This window comes from Paenibacillus physcomitrellae (assembly GCF_002240225.1).
Classification (GTDB): Bacteria; Bacillota; Bacilli; order Paenibacillales; family Paenibacillaceae; genus Fontibacillus; species Fontibacillus physcomitrellae.
Map to the genome: position 1 here is coordinate 983680 of NZ_CP022584.1, position 17163 is coordinate 1000842.

Sequence of the window (17163 nt, forward strand, 5' to 3'; positions counted from 1 at the left end):
TATTTCCTCTGTTTACTTTTCCAAATCCGGCAGAAAATAACCATCTTCTTTTTCCGTTATAAAACAGCAATGGCTCGCCCATACTAATGGAACCCTGTAAGAAGGAATTTCGAAGGATGAAAGAGGGAAGAGTATGGCATGGGCACTTATGGGGATCACTTTTGTAATCATCTGGCCGGTCGTTTTCTTGATGAAGAAAAACCTGCCTTGGGATGTGCTGTATACGAATGTGCTGTTTGGTTTGTTTGCTCAAAACCTCTCCGACAGCTTTGCCAGCTTTCGTTATTTAGCGTGGGGATTCTTTGACATTAACCAAGTTGAATACAGCTCCCTTTTCGTCATTTTGGGCATTTACCCCGCTTTTGCCATTCTCATTGTTAATTTGTTCCCCTTCAAAGGTGGAGTGATCATACAAATTTTTTACCTGCTGGGCTGGTCTATTTTCTCCACTCTCTATGAAGGGCTTGCTATTAAGTCAGGCATTATCTGGCACATGCACTGGGATTTATTTTGTTCCTTCTGTCTTTATCCGTTTATTTATTACCTGCTGATTCTGCAAATCCGGCTCCATTTATGGCTCAAACGTTTGCCTGACTCCACCTGACTCCACAAGAGAAAGAGGATTCTGATCATGTTATATGTGGAATTGATTGTCGTCTTTCTGTCCCTCATTGGGTTATTCAAGATCCATACTCTAGAGCGAAAAAACACCCTTATTGCCTGGATGTTTGGCGTTGTGGTCAATGAACTGTTTATGGTTGTGTCCAATCACGCTGTGATCAAAAGACCATACAACTGGACCACTCTTTGGCCCTATTTAGTTTATTTTAATCTGATGAATCCGTTGCTTATGCTTGTTGCTGTCCATCTCATACATATTCAAACTGGATGGTATCGGAAAGCTGGCGTAGCTTTGCTTTCAAGTCTTGTTCTGACAGCCGGCATTTATCTGTTTTATTCGAACCGGATGCTGCATCCCCAGAGTGTTCAGCCGCTGGTAGCGGTGGTTCTCTGGCTGTTTGGGCTAACCAGCATGTTGGGGCTTGTTCGCTATTTAAGTCATTCCTCCAAGAGGTGATTTCTGATGCTAAATCCCCCTGTTCAATTCGATGAAAATGAATGGCTCGTACTGGTCACCATGATTTTGCTGCCTCTGCTTATGTATGTGACTCCAAAAAGATTCTCTTCCAGTACCGCCATAGCCATCATGTTATATAATATTGCTTTCAGTCTGTGTACCGACTGCTTGGCAGGTTCTTGCTTTCCCTGGGATCTTTACGATACGATGGACACGAAGCAATATGATTTGTTTGATTTCTTTATTTATGTGATTCAATATCCGATATACGGGTATTTCTTCGCCTGGTTCTTAAGCTTCTGGAAGGAAAATACGGGAATGAGCCTGCTGTACGTGGTCATTTGGGCTTTGATTACAACCTTTCTGGAGTGGATTGCTGTACAATTTCACGTTTACCAGTATAAGCAAGATTGGGACATCAACCATTCTGCTTTCTTCTACCTCATTTATTTCCTGCTGGAAGCCAAATTCGTCCAGTGGCTGCTTCGGCAAGAACCACAAAAAAGCTTCTCCTGAGTTCAGGGGAAGCTTTTTTATCCTGTCGCTTTATTTTATCCTGTTGCTATATTAGCTGTTAATCCATTTTTTGAGCTGTTCTTTGGATTGGAGTCCTGTCACCTGATGAACGGGAACCCCGTCTTTAATGCGGACAATTGTTGGGATGCTCATGATACCGAATTTTGCTGCAGAAGCAGGATTTTCATCCACATTGACTTTGACTACCTTCACTGCATCCCCCATCTCGGTATCAAATTCATCCAGAATCGGAGACATCGCTTTGCATGGCCCGCACCATGGAGCCCAGAAATCTACAAGAACGGTGCCAGAGTGCCCGTTTACTTCCGCTTCAAAGGTTTCATCTGTTACATGTTGGATCATTTTAAATTCCTCCTAAAGGTTATTGGTTGGTTGGAGCCCTATTAGGCGTCCTTATAAATTGCCGAAAATCATATTTTGTAAAATATTTATATTTAAAAAAATTTAATGGTTCTAAAGTCAGAGACACGATGTGGACAACGTATGAATTCCCACTTTGGTTGCTGGGTAAGAAAAACCGCCTGTCAATACGTTGTCACGTTGTCATCCGTCTCCTGCCGATTAACCATTACATTTTCTTAATGACTGCTATAATGGTTCACCTGTACTGACAATTTCTTGATCGTTTCATTCAATTCCTGGAGCTGATTCATATCCATGGAACTGGCTGACAAGAAAGATTCCGGAATACACATCGCATCCTGCTTTAAAGCCTCGCCTTTATCCGTCAGCTTAATCATGACGACACGTTCGTCCTGTTTCAAGCGTTCCCGTTTGATCAGTTCGTTAGCTTCCATCCGTTTAAGCAATGGTGTTAATGTTCCGGTATCGAGATCCAGCGATTCGCCAAGTTCTTTCACCGAGGATTCACCTTGCTCCCACAATACCATCAACACCAAATACTGAGGATACGTAATTCCGAGCTTCTCCATCAGGGGCCGATACATCCGCGAAATGGCACGGGAGCACGAATATAATGAGAAGCACAAATGATCCTTAAGTTTAACTTCCTCCAACCTTATCCCCTCCTTGCATGTATCTTCTTCAGTCAAGTTTTTCACTTGATTACATCGTGCACAATGTAAATATAGCGTATTGTGATTATATTGTCAACAACTTATTTGGCAAATCGTTAATTGACGGATTCTCTATTTTATTATGCGCGGTGCCCAGGCAGCTTATGCTCATGCCCATTCCTTCTTCTTAAATCCATTTATGATTCGCTTACATTCATGCATACTATTTGCCCTTTAGGAAGATAATGGGGTTAAACAGCTTGCAGGAGGTTTTTATGACGGATTTTAGAGAAAGGTTGGAAGCCCGTTTTAAAAATGACCATGACTTTATGTGTTTAACCACTGTCTATCTTGGCCCGCTGCCTGTAACCCTGGCCGGATATTCTTCTCTAATCCACTTCCCCGATACCCTGAAGCTGTTGACTTTGCAGACTCAGCATTTGACTGAACCGGGCGAGGAAGCGCTTCGGTTCCTCTCTAGTCTCGGAACTTCCATACAGGGGCAGAATGCCGAGCAGGAAGCCGCTAAAGCGATAATCCGGGGCTCGATGATCCTCTTTCATGAACCCTCAGGGATATGCATCAACATTCAAGCTGTGGTTCCGCAAATGCTCAGCCGTCCGATTGAATCCCCTTCCACAGAAAATGTGCTCCGGGGCACGATCAGCTCTTTTAATGAAGATCTGGATAACAATATCGGACTCATCCGCAAGCAGCTGATGGATGAAGATTTGCAGATCAAATCTTACCTGTGCGGCAAACAAAAGTCGACAAGGCTTGAAGTTGTATATCTCGGCAATGCCGTTCAAGTTGAGTTTTTGAATCGTTTGTTAAAGCAAATTGAAGCAAAACAGGATACTGACACAACTAACATCAGGCAGTTAGGGATTATGCTGGGCTTTCGTAAATGGGAGTTTACAACAAAATTCCATTCAACAGAGCTTCCGCAAAGTACAGCCGCTGCTCTTAAGAATGGAAAAGTGGTCCTCTTGCTGGATCGTTTTCCATTCGCACTCATTCTTCCCAGCCTCCTAGCTGACATGTATGTGATGGAGGACGATAATAATTTTCCGTATCCGTTTACATTGTTCCTGCGGATGATTCGTATTGCCGGCATTATAATTACACTCTTGATTCCTGGTCTTTATGTAGCACTTGTTTCGGTTAACCCGGAGGTCCTCCGGATCGAGCTGGCTTTATCCATAGCCAAAAGCCGGGTGGATGTCCCCTACCCTGCCCTTATCGAAACGCTGCTGCTGCTCATTATTCTGGAGCTTATCCTGGAAGCAAGCGTACGGCTCCCCAAAAGCATTGGACCTACTCTTACGATGGTCGGAGGGATTATTTTGGGAGAGGCCATCGTCTCGGCCAAACTCGTGAGTAACTTGCTGATTATTATTCTGGCCGCTACAACCATTGCCTGCTCTACGGTTGTCGGGTATCAGAATTCCCTCACTTTACGGCTTATGAAATATGCGGTTTTGTTCCTGTGTTCCTTTTTCGGTGTCATGGGGCTTGTAGCCGGGCTGGTGATCATCTGCACCTATATAGCCCAAAACGAAACATTTGGAATTCCTTATTTTCAATTAAAAACTCCAAAGGATGAGAACAGTGGATAAAAGCTTTCCTGTAGTTGTGATGTACATTTTGACCCATTTGGCGTTGATCTTTTTCATGTATCCCACCTATATTGTCAGTGCCACCTCTTCTGGTCACTGGCTGCCTGTCCTCTTCGGCTATCTCATCCATCTCATTGTGCTTGTAGCCTATCTGACAGGACTCGGTTATTTCAATAACCAAGATATTGTTGAAATCCTTACGTCCAATAAAATTGCAGCTATTCTGCTCCTGCTTCCCGTAATCATATATCTGATCCTTCTGGCCATCGTCACCACACGGGCCATCTCGGAAATTATTACGATTGTTTATTTGTCCAAAACTCCGACATGGGTGATCATGTGTTTATTTTTAGTTATAGCGGGATATATGGCTAATTCGGGTCTAAAAGCTTTGCTTCGAATCGGGATATTGCTGGGCCTCATTTTTATACCCATTATATTGATGGTATTGATCGGTTCATTTCAAAACATAGACTGGCGGTATATCTTTCCTTTAGTCAGTAAAGAGATGTGGTCCTTTTCTTTTCTCAGTAGCGAATCATTCCATAAAAGCGGCTTCGCCTTCACCGGGGCCTTTGTATTCTTCGGATTCATCCCCAAACAATTTTCATTGAAACGCAAGCATATTTTATTATCAAGTCTATTTCTGTTTCCTATCTTTCTGGCAGCCGTTTACGTACCGGTTCTAACCTTCGGGGAGGCCACAGCTGCCCAGTTTCAATACCCCTTTATAACGAGTCTGGATACGGTAGAAAGCAATTGGATGATATTTGACAGGATCACGGTCTTTTTCCTGCAGAGCTTGATCGCATTCGTCATGCTGTATATCGGACTTGTGATGTGGGAAGCGGTAACAATCCTTAAACGAACAGTTATTAAAGTGAAGCACGGGTATATCTTGATCGCTCTGGTTCTCTTCGTATTCGCGGTCTGTCTGCAAATTACGGATTGGGCCGATGTAGAGAAAATCTTTTATTGGAACACACTCTTACGAAGCTATATCATCATCGTCCTTCCGGCTACGCTCCTATTGCTTGGAATATACCGGAAGAGAAAGTATGCCCAGCAGAAAGGATGAAGCTCCATGCCTCAACTTCAACCTATAGTCCTTTGGCGAACCGCGGTGATGCTGGCTAGTCTGCTCCTGCTCGCGGGCTGTTGGGACAATAAAGATATCAATCACCGTTCCTTGCCCATCGTGATGGGCGTTTCCATGGAAAACAACCAGTTTAATGTTTATCTAGATATTCCTACTATATCGGCAGAAGGCGGGGGAATGAAAGTGGTGAAAGGCACCGGGAATACCATCAGTGAAATCATCGACGATCTTAGCGCCGATATCGAAAGCCAGGTGGACCTGCTTCATTTAAAAATCATTGTCGTCGACAAGAAATACGCCCAAAAAGGGCTTAAAGACAGCATCTATACCTTTATGCGTTCCAGAGACATCTCCGCCAAAACGATCTTGATCGTTTCCAATGAAGATTTGGACACCTTCTTCAAGGATTTGAACGATTTTTCTCAAGATGAGGAGATCACCCTGTACAACTATTTTCAAAAAAATGCCGGCTGGAATCCGCAGATCACGGATACACGTATATGGCAGGTCTTCAGAAGTATCAACTCCTACACCCATGACGTCGTTGCTCCTTTGGTGAGAACCGGAGGCACAACCCCTGTTGATATTTTAGGTTCTGCGGTGTTCAAAAACGGGAAAATGGTTGACGAAATCAATACGGAAGAAACCTTGCTGATCAATGCTTTTAACGGAATAAGCGCCCAAGGAAAAATTGAGGTAATGAACAAGGCGACCGTTCAAATCATTAGCAGCTCGCTCTCCCATAAGACCTCTGTGCGAAACGGAGTTCCTTATCTCAACTCTAAATTAAAACTGAAAGTAACGCTTCTGGACACGAAAGGAGACCCTTCCGTTGAAGAAATTAAAAATGAGGTCCAGACTCTCCTTTGTAAACGGGTCAAGAAGTTCTTTGCACAAGTCCAACAGGACCAAGCCGATGTATTGGGAATAGGCCAGTTGTTTCGCACCAAGTTATCGAGACCTGAACTGGCCCATTGGAGGGAAGAATATTATCCGCGTATGGAGCTTAACCTTTCCGTTCACACGGATATTCAGAATCTGGGCAATTTGCGTACTACCGAATAAGACAAAAGCTGCGCCGGATACGGAAATGACACTCAAAGCCTACAGCCTATAATGCAAAACAAGCTGCAGCCCCGAACGGCCGGTGTTCCGATGGCCCAGGTCTTCAAAGCCGCATCGGCTGTAGAGCTGCCTTCCGGCTTCATTCTTCTCATTAACCGCCAGCACAATTTCCTCCTGATCCGGAAATAGCTGCTTAACCAGCTCCGGTAGTTTGAGCATAGCCTGCTTGGCATATCCTTGTCCCTGGTGTTTATGATTCATGCTCAAAGCCCGCAGCAGCACAGCTTTGGGTCTGCCTAACTGTTCCGCCAGCTCCGAATGAAGATGCAGGACAAAGAAACCTACGGCTTCGGCTTCAATCACAATGACTACCGGATAACGGTTCTCGTCTTGAAGCGCTAATTCCAGCACTTCCAGCGGCATGGCCGTAAAGGCCTGTTGCTCCTGAGGAAGCTCAAATTTCATCAGGTCTTCGAAAAAGCCGTGCCGGTACAGTTGTAATTCAATCATTCTCCCACCTGCTGATCTTAAGAATTTACGTGGACCGCTGTTGTCTGAGTTAACCGCATCACATAGAAATCCAGCTCCTCGGATTCTATTCTGCTCTTGAACCGCACACCTCTAACGAATCCGGCACGTTCATATACGGTGATGGCCCGTTCATTAAAAGCTGCGACAACCAGCTGAATGCCTGTGGCGCCCATCTGGGTACGCGCGAATTGAATACAGGCCTGGACAAAAGGAACGCCGATTCCTTTGCCTGTCAGCTCTGGCTTCAAGCTCAGACCCAAGTCCAGGAAGCCCGGCTCGTCGTAAATGCCCAGCGGGTACCCGCCAGGTACTCTCGCCGTCTCTCCGGTACACATGAAACCGGAAAGTTCTTCATCTTCAGCTTCATCTCCCGCTTCATCGGGCTGCTTCTTTTCAATTTTGCTTTGAATTTGGCTTTGAGCCTTGATTTCGGCACCCTCTCTGGCCGTAGCGGTCCAGAAAGCCCCGCTCATCAGCTCGGCAATATTCTCTTCGCTGCCGTCCCAGCTGTACAAGGCATAGGGAGGCTCGTAAGTCCAAGTAGAAATTTGGCGCGCGCAAGGTTCATCCATAGGCCGAAACTGAAAATTTGTTGTCATCAAAAGCCCCCTTTCTCTCCCCTTAATTTAGAGTGTGAACATAACTTTTTTGAATTTTGGCCCGTCTGTAGATATTAAGAAGGGAGTGAAACTTTTGAAACGCAAAACCTATATCGCAGCTCTCCTGCTCGCTTTGGTCATTGCCGCGTGGGCTGGCGGGTACTGGAATCACACCTGGGTGTCCCATTCAAGCAGCGGAGAACATACAGGAGATACCGCAGCTTTCACCTGGCTGTCGGCGGATAAGCCGCCTCTTCCCGAGGTTCTGATCAATGGCCAAAAGTTACAGATACGTAGAGAATCATACAGTTGGTGCCAGTCAATCTCCAGCTTGTCAGACCGATCCTGCGTTTCCGCAGACAGTGCAGCTTTATTTGAAACTGCCGGACCTAGTGGACTAAAGACAGCTGTCGCGCAGCCTAATTCACCGATTCAAATACAAGCTCCGAAGCAAATCAATAACCTGTCCATACAGCGGTTAGATCCTCGTAGCGGACAGTTAGCTGAAGACAGCAGCTACACCACTCCAGCCCAAGCCGGAACTTATTATTATCTCATTCACTGTGAATGGCTGGCGGATCAAGGGAACGCCGATTTCAGCTTTGGCGTTGAGATCAAGGATAGCAGCACCTGATAAATCTTCTCCTGCTCCATTGTCCGGAACAAATAGGTTTGACTTCCCGAAGTCAAACTCACTTTGTTGGGGATAAGGAAAAAGGAATTCCGTTTCTTAACGCCCTGCAGCTCGCTGACCCGAAGGTCCAGTTCTTCCTTCATCAGTGCTCCTTTAAAGATTCTAAACGTTACGGCTTCACCGGTAATGGTCAGCTGCCCGGTATAGGTTTCTTTACTGCTTTTCCAATAGTCGGCCTGTCCTTGATATAACACCGTCTCCGTCTGTTGTGATTCCAGCCGTTTCTCCATATCCGAACTTATTCCCCTTTCGCAAATCGTTCTTGAACTTCCTTATAAGCCTCATGCGTGCCAATATCATAAATCTCCCCGTCTGCGAAGAAAGCCCGGACCTCCTGCCGATGGACCAGCCATTCCGGGAATTGGGTAGGTGAATCCGGACTGTTTCCTTCTTCCAGATAACGTTTGACCTGCTTCAAGGTTTCTTTCTTGTACATGTACAAAGCGAAGACGCCAATATTTGAGCGGGGATCGGCCGGTTTCTCCACCAGCCCGGTCACTCTTCCCTCTGTGTCAAGCTCGGCTACACCAATTCTGCGCAGCTCCTCCAGATCATCCGTCTGCCTCACCAGAATGCAATCTTTGTCCACCGAGTGGAAATAATCCACGTAATCCTGCAGATCAAAGGTGAAAATATTATCACCAGCCAGCACGAGCAGGTCATCCTGCAGGTTCTCGCGTTCGATCACATACTGCATGTCACCGATCGCCCCAAGTTTGTCTTCCAGCGACGAAGTTCCGTCATCAAGGATGCGGATCTCCTTGGCAGAACGCCGTCCTTCGAGCCAGGATTCGAACGCTCCTGCATATTTATGGTTGGTCACGATCAGAATCTGACTTAACTGCTCCAGCATCTCCAGCTTGTCTAGTATAAAATCTATTACGCAGGATGTATCCGTAATCGGCAGCAGGCCTTTAGGTCTGTTAAGTGTCAAAGGATATAAGCGGGTCGCATAACCAGCGGCTAAGATCAAGGCTTTCATCGGATTCCTCCTTCGTGAGTACTAAGATGTTGAGATCAGCCGATTAAACCGGGTGCATAACGCTTTAATATCGTCCAGCCGGGCCAAAGCCGTCACCCAATCCTCAGGGACCCTGTCCAAGCCGTAGATCAGACCGGCCAACCCGCCGGTAACTGCGCCGGTAGTATCCGTGTCCTCCCCCAGATTGACTGCTTTTAATACCGCTTCATCAAAACTGCCGGAAGTAAGCAAACACCATAAACTGGCTTCCAGCGTATGTACGACATAACCGGAAGATTGAATTTCTTCACGTTTTAGCTTGGAGATCTCGCCGTTTAAAATCCGGGAAAAAGGCTGTAAATCTTCGTTATGCAGATTCATCCCGCCGATGGTCTCTACGGCTTTGGATATACTATCCGGCAAAGGATCACCGTCAAGCAAACGAATGGCTATTTCGGTATACAGCAAGCAGGCGATGATCGAAACCGGATGTCTATGCGTCACCGATGAGACTTGTGCAACCCCCTCAATGCGAGATTCAAGCTCCTTATTCCGAAGGAAAAAAGCCAATGGCAAAATTCGCATCAAGGAACCATTGCCATTGCTGAATTCCCCGGCCCCGCCCGCCAATTCAGGTGGAACCGCCTCTTCGCGATAATTCTGGATCGCTTTTCGTGTAGCGATGCCAACATCAAAAACGACTCCGTGAGGCGTCCAGTCCCCGTGCTCAAGCCAATTTCCGAACCTGTCAGCCAAATCATACAAATCTATTTTCTCCTGTATAATCAGGCTCTCCATCAGACAAAACATCAGCGAGCTGTCATCCGACCAAGTACCGGGCGGCTGGTGATGGGTACCGTAACCGGCCATTTCCGTAACCGGATCAAGATCCAACGTTTCCCGCGGCTTAAATTCGGCCGGAACGCCTAAGGCGTCGCCTGCACAGAAACCGAGAACAGCCGATTCAAGTTTGCTTCTCATGCTTCCGCCCCTTTTCTTTAATTCTTCTATAACCCTCTTCGACATAAAAAAAGCAATGCCTGCTTCATTCCAAAACCAAGAGATCCGGCAATTCCTGTCTTAAGTCATTTAATAGAGATTCCCTACCAAAAATTAAAACAGGAGTCCCGAAAGAAAAACCTTTCAGGACTCCTGTTCTTTCCTAGATCACATCCTCAAACCTCGCAGCAAACGGACGCCTGCGTATCCAGCACGCTGCCGATGAACCTGGCCACGTCCAGGTGCACGGGGTGGGCCAGGTATTTTTCCATATCAGCCATGGATTCGAACTTCGTAATCAGAATCAAATCATGGGCAGACGGACCCGGGCGTACATTGGCTTCTGCCTGGATGTCGATCAGGACGTCGATCTTCCCTTTCATGCCCAGCAGAACCGACCGGGTATGTTCAATTTGCTCCGGGGAGCGGTCCTTAAGTTTAAGCAGCAAATGGTTGATGATCATTTCCTCGTTAGCCTCGCTTTCTTTTTCCTATTTAATCGTTAATTTTGCGATCTTCCCGCCTTGTGTCTTAAAATGGAAGGTCAGCAGCAGAGGATCGGGAAGTCCGGTTTTGTCATAATCGCCGTCGATCTTGCAGAGGACGGCTATGTTCTCGCCGTGTTGTGTGAAACTGCGCGGTTCCAGCGTCACATTAGGTTCAAAATGGTGTTTGTCGCTCCACTGTTTAATAGCTGCTTTACCCAGCCAATCTTGGCCTTCGTCCACGACCAGCGCCTCCTCTGAAAAACAAGCGACATAAGCCTCCGGATCGGGTTTATTGGCCGCAGACATAAAATCTTTGATGATTTGCGGCAGTTGCTCAATCTCCATGTTCATCTGCTCCTTTATTTCGGTTGATTAGACGGTCCGGATCGTTCCGCCGTCGATTACGTATTCGCAGCCCGTAATGTAAGAAGACCTGCCGGAAGCCAGGAACGCCGCCAATTCCGAGACCTCTTCCGGTCTGGCCGGACGTCCCAAAGGAATGCCCCCGAGCGCATCCATCAATTGCTGGCGGGCGGTAAGGTAGTCGGTTCCGGCATTTTCGGCCATTCGTTCGATTAAACGTTCTGCCGCTTCCGTTTCCGTAAATCCGGGAGCCAGCGCATTGATTCGGATCCCGTCAGGGCCAAATTGGGTTGCGAGATTTTTGCTGTAGTTCACCAGCGCCGCCTTGGCCGCCGAATACGGCATAGTCATGTTACCAGGCAGCCTGCGCTGAATCGACGAGATATGGACGATTACCCCGCTTTGCTGTTTAACCATGTGGGGCAGAAATCCGCGGTCCAGCCGAACCGAAGAAAATAAATTGGCGTTAAACGTGGTCAGCCAATCCTCGTCCGTCAAAGCCAGAGCACCGGCGGTGCTTGTAGAAGATCCGCCGACATTGTTGATCAAAATATCGAGGCCGCCGGCTCTCTCCAGCGTCTCCCGAATAAGCTTGTCCGTTCCGGCCGGACTGCTGACATCCGCCTGAATGAAATGAACGCCTTCCGGCAGATCATCCGGATGCGAACGCGCGGTAGCTATAACCTCCGCCCCTGCCGCATGCAGCCTTTGGACGATCGCTTTGCCGATGCCCTTGGTCCCGCCGGTGACAAGCGCACGTTGGCCTGCAAATTCTTGGCTCATATCCGTTAAAAAGTAACTGTTATCCATAGGTTTACTGAACGCCTCCTTTAAGTTGGGTTACATGGCCAGTTTAGCGAACAAAACCTGACAACAGGATGTCCAGTTCTCTTAAAACAGTCCTAAAAATATTTTTCAGCCATCTTCTTGATGCGGACAATCAGCTCTGACCGGATACATTCCGGCTCGGCTACCTGCACCAGCGGCCCGAATGAAAGCAGATAATCATAAAGCCATTCGCCTGCAGGCATGTTGGTTGTGACCAGAAAGGAACCGTTTTCGAGTCTGGAAACCTCTTCTTCCGGAAAATCATCCAACACCCGATAAGCCGCTGCGGCATCAAAATTTAAACGCAGAGTAACCTTGTGTTCCACCGTCTCCATCTTGTCAGGCATTGGCGGCCTTTCTCCGTCCTGTTCACCAGCAAGCCGGACGTCCGACATCCGGGTAATTTTGAAGGTTCTCATGGCCATATGCTCCAGACAATATCCCTGGAAATACCATGCCCTGTTCTTAAAAAGCAGCTTCACCGGCGCTGCGCTTCGGTCTCTTTTTTCCCCGGAGGCGCTATAGTAAGTAAAAGAAATAACCTTCCTTCCCAAAATGGCGTTCTTCAGCAGGCCGAAAATTTCTGTCTGCTTCCGCTCGTTCCCCCAGGAAGAGAAGTCTACTTCAATCCAGCTGGCGTTATTTTTCATAAACAGGCTGCTCAGCTTGGCCAACACATCGTCATAGCCGGGATGCTGCGCGGCCGACAAGCTTTGCAGGGCAAACAGAATTTCATCCTGTTCCGTGTCCGAAAGCAGGGATTTGTTCAGAATAAACCGGTCGGAGAGGGAGATCCCTCCGCCCTTGCCTTGACTCGTATAGATCGGGATTCCCGCCTGGCTTAACGCCTCCACATCCCGGTAAATGGTCCGGACCGAAACCTCGAACCGTTCAGCAAGTTCATTGGCGGTTACGGTTCCTTTTTCAAGCAGAATATAGATGACCTGGAACAACCGGCTAATCTGCATCTTTCTCACCTCTACGGTTCAGTATACCCCTTTAAACTTGACAATAAGATGTCAGGTTAACATCAAAAAAGCCCCTCCCGCAATCCGGAAGGAGCAAACGGCTTCATGCATTCAATCCGTTCTCCTAAGCAAAAAAGGGGCGCCAGCACGGCGCCTAAACCGCCTTGTTCGCTTCATATTCCATCAGCCAGCAGTCCCTGAATTCCCCTTCGTGCCATTCATGCTGCGGCAGAAGCCGCTTTTTCACAAATCCGCATTTCTCGTAAACCCTTATCGCCCTTGCATTCCAGGCCTGCGGATCCATCACGATCCTGGAGGCTTTACGCTCTTCCGCCAGATAGGCAACCATCGCATCGACCAACTCCGTGCCCAGTCCCCGGTTCCAGCAATCCGGTTCCCCGATAAACTGATCCATGCCATAGATGACTTCCTGAAGATCCGCGTACCCATAGAGCTTGCGCTCCGCTTCCTCGATTTCATAGACCTGCATATAGCCGATGTCCCGCCCGTAATGCCGGATGATGCAACCCGTGATTTCCTCCCTGTCTTGATAGAAATGCTCCCTCACCAAAGCCACATCATGCGGCCGGTCCCGGCCTTCATAATATTCCAGTACCGCCGGATCACTGAGCCACCTGCTGAGAAGAAGATCGTCTTGTTCCTCCAGGCTTCTGATTACGAGATTTTTTGAACGGGTGATCATCACAGTCCTCATCTCCTTATATCGTTTAAGATATTCTTATGCGGCTGACTAATCAGAAATCAAATGCAAAACCATCCATTCCTCATCCATGTGCCGATCCCCGGCCTTTAAAGCCCGCCGCTCCACGCCGAACACCTGAAAGCCGGCGGATAAATACATCCGTTTGGCGGCATCATTGCCTGCCACAACGGTTAGCTGCAGCTGCTCTAGCCCGGGAAGCCGGGAGGTTTGGTCAATGAGCGCCAGCAGCAGTTTGTTGCCAATTCCTTGTCCCCTGGCTTCAGCAGCTACGCACATCCCGACAATATGTCCTTTATGAGCGGTCTTAAAGCCCGTTTCCCTTATAAAGGTGACGATTCCGGCCAGCTCTCCCTCCGTGCCCGGCGTCGTTTCCTTCTCCAGAAAAGCGCCCAGCACAAATTTGTCCGGGGTTGGCGTAACCCGTTCAATGAACTGATCCAAGGAGAACGCCGCCTCGCGTTCATAGGTTGAACCAAACGCATCCGGGCTGTTCAGCAGCCCCTCCAGGCGCAGCTTCCGGTAAGCGGCAGCATCTTCTTGTTGCAAAATTCTTATAAGCATATATCTAACCTCCTGCCTGAACTGTACCCAAAAAGGTTAATCCCAGCGCTCGTCCAGTTTGTCCGCATAAAAAAGAATGGCTCTCTTGTAAGCCTGAATGCCCGGATCGGCGCTGGTTTCGGCGAGCAGCTTCAGCAGCAGCTCCATTCCCTCGCTATAGGCTTTGAGATTGTATTTCACCATCGCCCGGAAGACTTGAAATTCTTTGTTCTCCGGGTATTCCAGGTTCGCTTGTGCAAAAAGCCGCTCGGCCTCATTATATAAACCCAACGTCCGGTAAGTGCTGCCGAGTCCGAGCAGCGCCCCTTCCCTTTCTTCCCCGCCTAAGCCCAGCTCTAAAGCTTTCTCGTAAAATGGCACCGCCTCTTTCTCCAGCCCCATCACATCATGGGTCCAGGCGCATTGATACCACACCGAGGCATTTACAGGCTCCTGCCGCAGCAGCTGCTCCAGCAGCGTTTTGGCCTCCGCTGGGTTGCCAGACTGCCGGAGCCCGATCGCCTTCTCCAGATTCTCATTGATATTCATAGCTGCATTCACCCTCTAGGAAAGTTTCTTCCTTATATATTTAACTTCATCTTTATACTTTCTCGCTAAAAATGTTAAAATCCTTTATTCTTTGGCTGCTTCAGGACAAATGACAGCGCAAAAGAAAAACGGCCTGCGCCCTTTAAGGAACGCAGACCGTGATCGTACACTCGTACACCATATTGGAATTATCGCACTACATTGAATTCGGCGGAAAGCGTATCGGTTTGACTGCCTCCTACCCTGACTTCGACCCGGCACGGTTCAGCCATAAATTTCATTTGCCGGTTCCATACGGCCAGCTCTTCGAACCCAAGCGCCAGCTGGACAAGCTGCTCTTCGCCGGGAAGCAGGCTGATCTTGCGGAATCCCTTCAGCTCCGCATACCGGCGGGTGATGCCCGATTCGCTCGCCTGAATGTACAGCTGAACGGTTTCCGCGCCGCTGACAGAGCCGGTGTTTTTCATTTTGACGCTGATCTTGACTGTCCCGCCCTCCGCCAGCTCAGCCGAAGTCATGGCCGTTTGTGAAAGGGACAGGTTGCTGTAGGCAAAACTTGTATAGCTGAGTCCGTATCCGAACGGATACAGCGGTGCCGAGGGCTGGTCCACATAGTTGCGAAGCCGGTGGGTCGCTTTCTGGTTGTAGTAAACCGGCAGCTGCGCGGCGGAGCGCGGCAGCGAAGCCGGCAGTTTGCCGCTCGGGTTCACCTGGCCGAACAGGATTTCCCCGATAGCGAGCCCGCCTTCCATGCCGGGATACCAGGCACAAAGCAGGGCGTCCGCAAGCGGCTCCAGGTCGGTCAGCTCCAGCGGGCGGCCTTGGATCAGGACCGCGACGACCGGCGTTCCGGTCGCGGCCACCGCTTCCGCGAGCTGCTGCTGAAGGCCGCCCGGACGCAGGTCGGCCAGATCAACGCCTTCGCCGCAGTCCATTTCGGATGGACTGCCTTCGGAAATGACGGCTTCCCCGTTGCCGTCAAAGTCGCCGCCGAACTGGCGGGCGCTGCTGCCGCCCAGCACCAGCACGGCGACATCCGCTCCCGCGGCGAGCTCCACCGCCGCGGCCAGGCCGGCATCCGACGTATCGCGGATGCCGCAGCCCATCGCGTGCTCGACCACCACGCCGGCGGGTGCCGCCTGGCGGATGCCCTCGAGCACGGTGTAGCCCCGTCCCTTGCGCTGCACGCTCGTATAATCGCCAAGCTGATTATACAGCCGGTCCGCGTTGGGACCGATAACGGCGATGCGCCGCTGCTTATCTGCCTTCAAAGGCAGGATGGCTTCCTCGTTCTTCAGCAGGACGACCGATTCCCGGGCCACCTGCAGGTTGAGCTCGCGCATATCGTCGCTACCGACCACGGAAGCCGGACGCTGCTCGTCGGCATAAGGGCTGTCGAACAGGCCCAGCCGGAACTTGAGCGTCAGCACGCGGGCGACCGCCCGGTCTATGTACGCCTCGGAGACCAGCCCCTGATCGACCGCTTCCTCCAGCGTCGTAAAAGACTTGTCCCAAAGGCTCAAATCCACGCCCGCCGACAAAGCCAGCGCTCCAGCCCCTTCGTGGCTGCCGGTTAAGGCCAGCAGGCGGTCAACCGCCTGGCCGTCCGCCATGACAATGCCGTCAAATCCCCATTCTTCCCGCAAAATGCCGGTCAGCAGCTTGTCGTTCGCATGGCAAGGCACGCCGTCGATTTCGTTATAAGCGGCCATAAAGCCGGCCGCTCCGGCTGCGGCGCCCGCTTTGGCTGCCGGCAAATGGATTTCGCGCAGCTCGCGTTCGCCGATTTCCGCCGGTCCGGCGTTTCGGCCGCCCTGACCCGCTCCCTGCGCGCACAGATGCTTCAGCACGACCGCAATCCGGTCCTGTCCTGCCAGTTCCTCTGCGGGTCCACCCTGCATGCCGCGCACGGCCGCCGCCGCAAAGGCGGCTGCCAAATAAGGGTCCTCGCTGTAGCATTCCTCGGAACGCCCCCAGCGCGGGTCGTGGAGAATATCCAGCGCGGACACAAGTCCGATATGCGCGCCGCGGCTGCGGATCTCGGCCGCTACCCCTTCGTATGCCCGCTCGAGCAGCTCCGGGTTCCAGGTCGAGCCCGCGCCCAAATTCACCGGCAGCATCGTCCCGTCCAGCGCCTGATGGCCGTGCGGGGATTCCTCGGCCAGCAGCACCGGAATGCCCAGGCGCGAATGCTCGATTACGTAACGCTGGATTTGATTGGCCGCTGCCGCGCTTTTCTCAGCGGTAATGCCGTTCGAATAATCTACCCCGGACCAAGGGTCACTGCGGAACAGGCCATATAAAGCGCCCATGCCGCCATAAGCGGCCACTTCTTGTTCAAAAGCCTCCGTGATCCGGATTTTCCCATCCTCCATCTTGTAAGCATCCCAGCCATACATCCGCTGGTTCAGCTGTCCGACCTTTTCCTTTAACGTCATCCGGGGCAGCAGGTCCTGTACCCGCTCCTCTGCCGGAAGTCCGGCCTGTTTGTATTTCTCCACCTTC

22 protein-coding genes are annotated in these 17163 nt (G+C 49.9%); 7 read left to right on the forward strand and 15 right to left on the reverse strand.

What is annotated here, in order from left to right:
- Positions 1 to 133 precede the first annotated feature (133 nt).
- The 3 genes from CBE73_RS04450 to CBE73_RS04460 are packed head-to-tail and all read left to right on the forward strand — an operon-like array spanning position 134 to position 1594.
- Positions 134 to 604, forward strand: coding sequence for a hypothetical protein (locus CBE73_RS04450; RefSeq protein WP_094093178.1), 471 nt, complete (start codon positions 134 to 136; stop codon positions 602 to 604).
- A gap of 27 nt (positions 605 to 631) precedes the next feature.
- The gene (locus CBE73_RS04455) at positions 632 to 1078 is read left to right on the forward strand and encodes a hypothetical protein (RefSeq protein WP_094093179.1); all 447 of its coding nucleotides are present in this window, start codon (positions 632 to 634) and stop codon (positions 1076 to 1078) included.
- A 6-nt stretch (positions 1079 to 1084) separates the two neighbouring features.
- Positions 1085 to 1594 carry a hypothetical protein gene (locus CBE73_RS04460; RefSeq protein ID WP_094093180.1) on the forward strand — a complete coding sequence of 170 codons (510 nt, stop codon included), beginning with the start codon at positions 1085 to 1087 and terminating at the stop codon, positions 1592 to 1594.
- 51 nt (positions 1595 to 1645) lie between these two features.
- Here CBE73_RS04460 and trxA read toward each other — a convergent pair whose 3' ends face one another.
- Both trxA and CBE73_RS04470 read right to left on the reverse strand, forming a co-directional pair.
- Positions 1646 to 1957, reverse strand: coding sequence for a thioredoxin (gene trxA, locus CBE73_RS04465; protein ID WP_094093181.1), 312 nt, complete (start codon positions 1955 to 1957; stop codon positions 1646 to 1648).
- A 236-nt stretch (positions 1958 to 2193) separates the two neighbouring features.
- Complete coding sequence (locus tag CBE73_RS04470) at positions 2194 to 2631, reverse strand: MarR family winged helix-turn-helix transcriptional regulator (protein ID WP_373286338.1); 438 nt, start codon at positions 2629 to 2631, stop codon at positions 2194 to 2196.
- Between the two features lie 275 nt (positions 2632 to 2906).
- Between CBE73_RS04470 and CBE73_RS04475 the strand changes: the two genes are divergently transcribed.
- The 3 genes from CBE73_RS04475 to CBE73_RS04485 are packed head-to-tail and all read left to right on the forward strand — an operon-like array spanning position 2907 to position 6414.
- Positions 2907 to 4250 carry a spore germination protein gene (locus CBE73_RS04475; RefSeq protein WP_157739406.1) on the forward strand — a complete coding sequence of 448 codons (1344 nt, stop codon included), beginning with the start codon at positions 2907 to 2909 and terminating at the stop codon, positions 4248 to 4250.
- A complete protein-coding gene (locus tag CBE73_RS04480) occupies positions 4243 to 5328 on the forward strand; it encodes a GerAB/ArcD/ProY family transporter (protein WP_157739408.1) in 1086 nt (361 codons plus the stop codon). Before CBE73_RS04475 ends, CBE73_RS04480 begins: the two co-directional genes overlap by 8 nt.
- Positions 5329 to 5334: 6 nt before the next feature.
- Positions 5335 to 6414 (forward strand): Ger(x)C family spore germination protein, encoded by a 1080-nt coding sequence (locus CBE73_RS04485; protein ID WP_094093184.1) that lies wholly within the window; start codon positions 5335 to 5337, stop codon positions 6412 to 6414.
- A 39-nt stretch (positions 6415 to 6453) separates the two neighbouring features.
- On the opposite strand, the gene CBE73_RS04490 is transcribed toward CBE73_RS04485, so the two are convergent.
- Positions 6454 to 6924, reverse strand: a complete 471-nt coding sequence (locus CBE73_RS04490) for a GNAT family N-acetyltransferase (RefSeq protein WP_094093185.1) — start codon at positions 6922 to 6924, stop codon at positions 6454 to 6456.
- Between the two features lie 17 nt (positions 6925 to 6941).
- Positions 6942 to 7544, reverse strand: a complete 603-nt coding sequence (locus CBE73_RS04495; protein ID WP_229752492.1) for a GNAT family N-acetyltransferase — start codon at positions 7542 to 7544, stop codon at positions 6942 to 6944.
- 94 nt (positions 7545 to 7638) lie between these two features.
- Between CBE73_RS04495 and CBE73_RS21855 the strand changes: the two genes are divergently transcribed.
- On the forward strand, positions 7639 to 8178 hold the full coding sequence (locus tag CBE73_RS21855; protein ID WP_157739410.1) for a hypothetical protein: 540 nt from the start codon (positions 7639 to 7641) through the stop codon (positions 8176 to 8178).
- Here CBE73_RS21855 and CBE73_RS04500 read toward each other — a convergent pair.
- The 11 genes from CBE73_RS04500 to CBE73_RS04550 form a co-directional block, all read right to left on the reverse strand.
- On the reverse strand, positions 8124 to 8468 hold the full coding sequence (locus CBE73_RS04500; protein ID WP_094093186.1) for a hypothetical protein: 345 nt from the start codon (positions 8466 to 8468) through the stop codon (positions 8124 to 8126). The two genes, CBE73_RS21855 and CBE73_RS04500, sit on opposite strands and share 55 nt — an antisense overlap.
- An 8-nt stretch (positions 8469 to 8476) precedes the next feature.
- Positions 8477 to 9220: a nucleotidyltransferase family protein gene (locus CBE73_RS04505; protein ID WP_094093187.1), complete on the reverse strand. Its 744-nt coding sequence runs from the start codon at positions 9218 to 9220 to the stop codon at positions 8477 to 8479.
- A gap of 21 nt (positions 9221 to 9241) precedes the next feature.
- On the reverse strand, positions 9242 to 10180 hold the full coding sequence (locus tag CBE73_RS04510) for an ADP-ribosylglycohydrolase family protein (protein ID WP_174704661.1): 939 nt from the start codon (positions 10178 to 10180) through the stop codon (positions 9242 to 9244).
- 194 nt (positions 10181 to 10374) lie between these two features.
- Positions 10375 to 10662 (reverse strand): Dabb family protein, encoded by a 288-nt coding sequence (locus tag CBE73_RS04515; RefSeq protein ID WP_094093189.1) that lies wholly within the window; start codon positions 10660 to 10662, stop codon positions 10375 to 10377.
- A 27-nt stretch (positions 10663 to 10689) separates the two neighbouring features.
- Positions 10690 to 11031 (reverse strand): nuclear transport factor 2 family protein, encoded by a 342-nt coding sequence (locus CBE73_RS04520; RefSeq protein WP_094093190.1) that lies wholly within the window; start codon positions 11029 to 11031, stop codon positions 10690 to 10692.
- Between the two features lie 27 nt (positions 11032 to 11058).
- Positions 11059 to 11859: an SDR family oxidoreductase gene (locus CBE73_RS04525; protein ID WP_094093191.1), complete on the reverse strand. Its 801-nt coding sequence runs from the start codon at positions 11857 to 11859 to the stop codon at positions 11059 to 11061.
- A gap of 92 nt (positions 11860 to 11951) precedes the next feature.
- Complete coding sequence (locus CBE73_RS04530; RefSeq protein WP_094093192.1) at positions 11952 to 12845, reverse strand: helix-turn-helix transcriptional regulator; 894 nt, start codon at positions 12843 to 12845, stop codon at positions 11952 to 11954.
- Positions 12846 to 12999: 154 nt separating this feature from the next.
- On the reverse strand, positions 13000 to 13548 hold the full coding sequence (locus CBE73_RS04535; protein ID WP_174704662.1) for a GNAT family N-acetyltransferase: 549 nt from the start codon (positions 13546 to 13548) through the stop codon (positions 13000 to 13002).
- Positions 13549 to 13596: 48 nt separating this feature from the next.
- Positions 13597 to 14130 carry a GNAT family N-acetyltransferase gene (locus CBE73_RS04540; RefSeq protein WP_094093194.1) on the reverse strand — a complete coding sequence of 178 codons (534 nt, stop codon included), beginning with the start codon at positions 14128 to 14130 and terminating at the stop codon, positions 13597 to 13599.
- 36 nt (positions 14131 to 14166) lie between these two features.
- Entirely contained in the window at positions 14167 to 14658 is a 492-nt protein-coding gene (locus CBE73_RS04545; protein WP_094093195.1) for a tetratricopeptide repeat protein, read from the reverse strand.
- A gap of 188 nt (positions 14659 to 14846) precedes the next feature.
- Positions 14847 to 17159 carry a glycoside hydrolase family 3 N-terminal domain-containing protein gene (locus CBE73_RS04550; RefSeq protein ID WP_094093196.1) on the reverse strand — a complete coding sequence of 771 codons (2313 nt, stop codon included), beginning with the start codon at positions 17157 to 17159 and terminating at the stop codon, positions 14847 to 14849.
- Positions 17160 to 17163 lie beyond the last annotated feature (4 nt).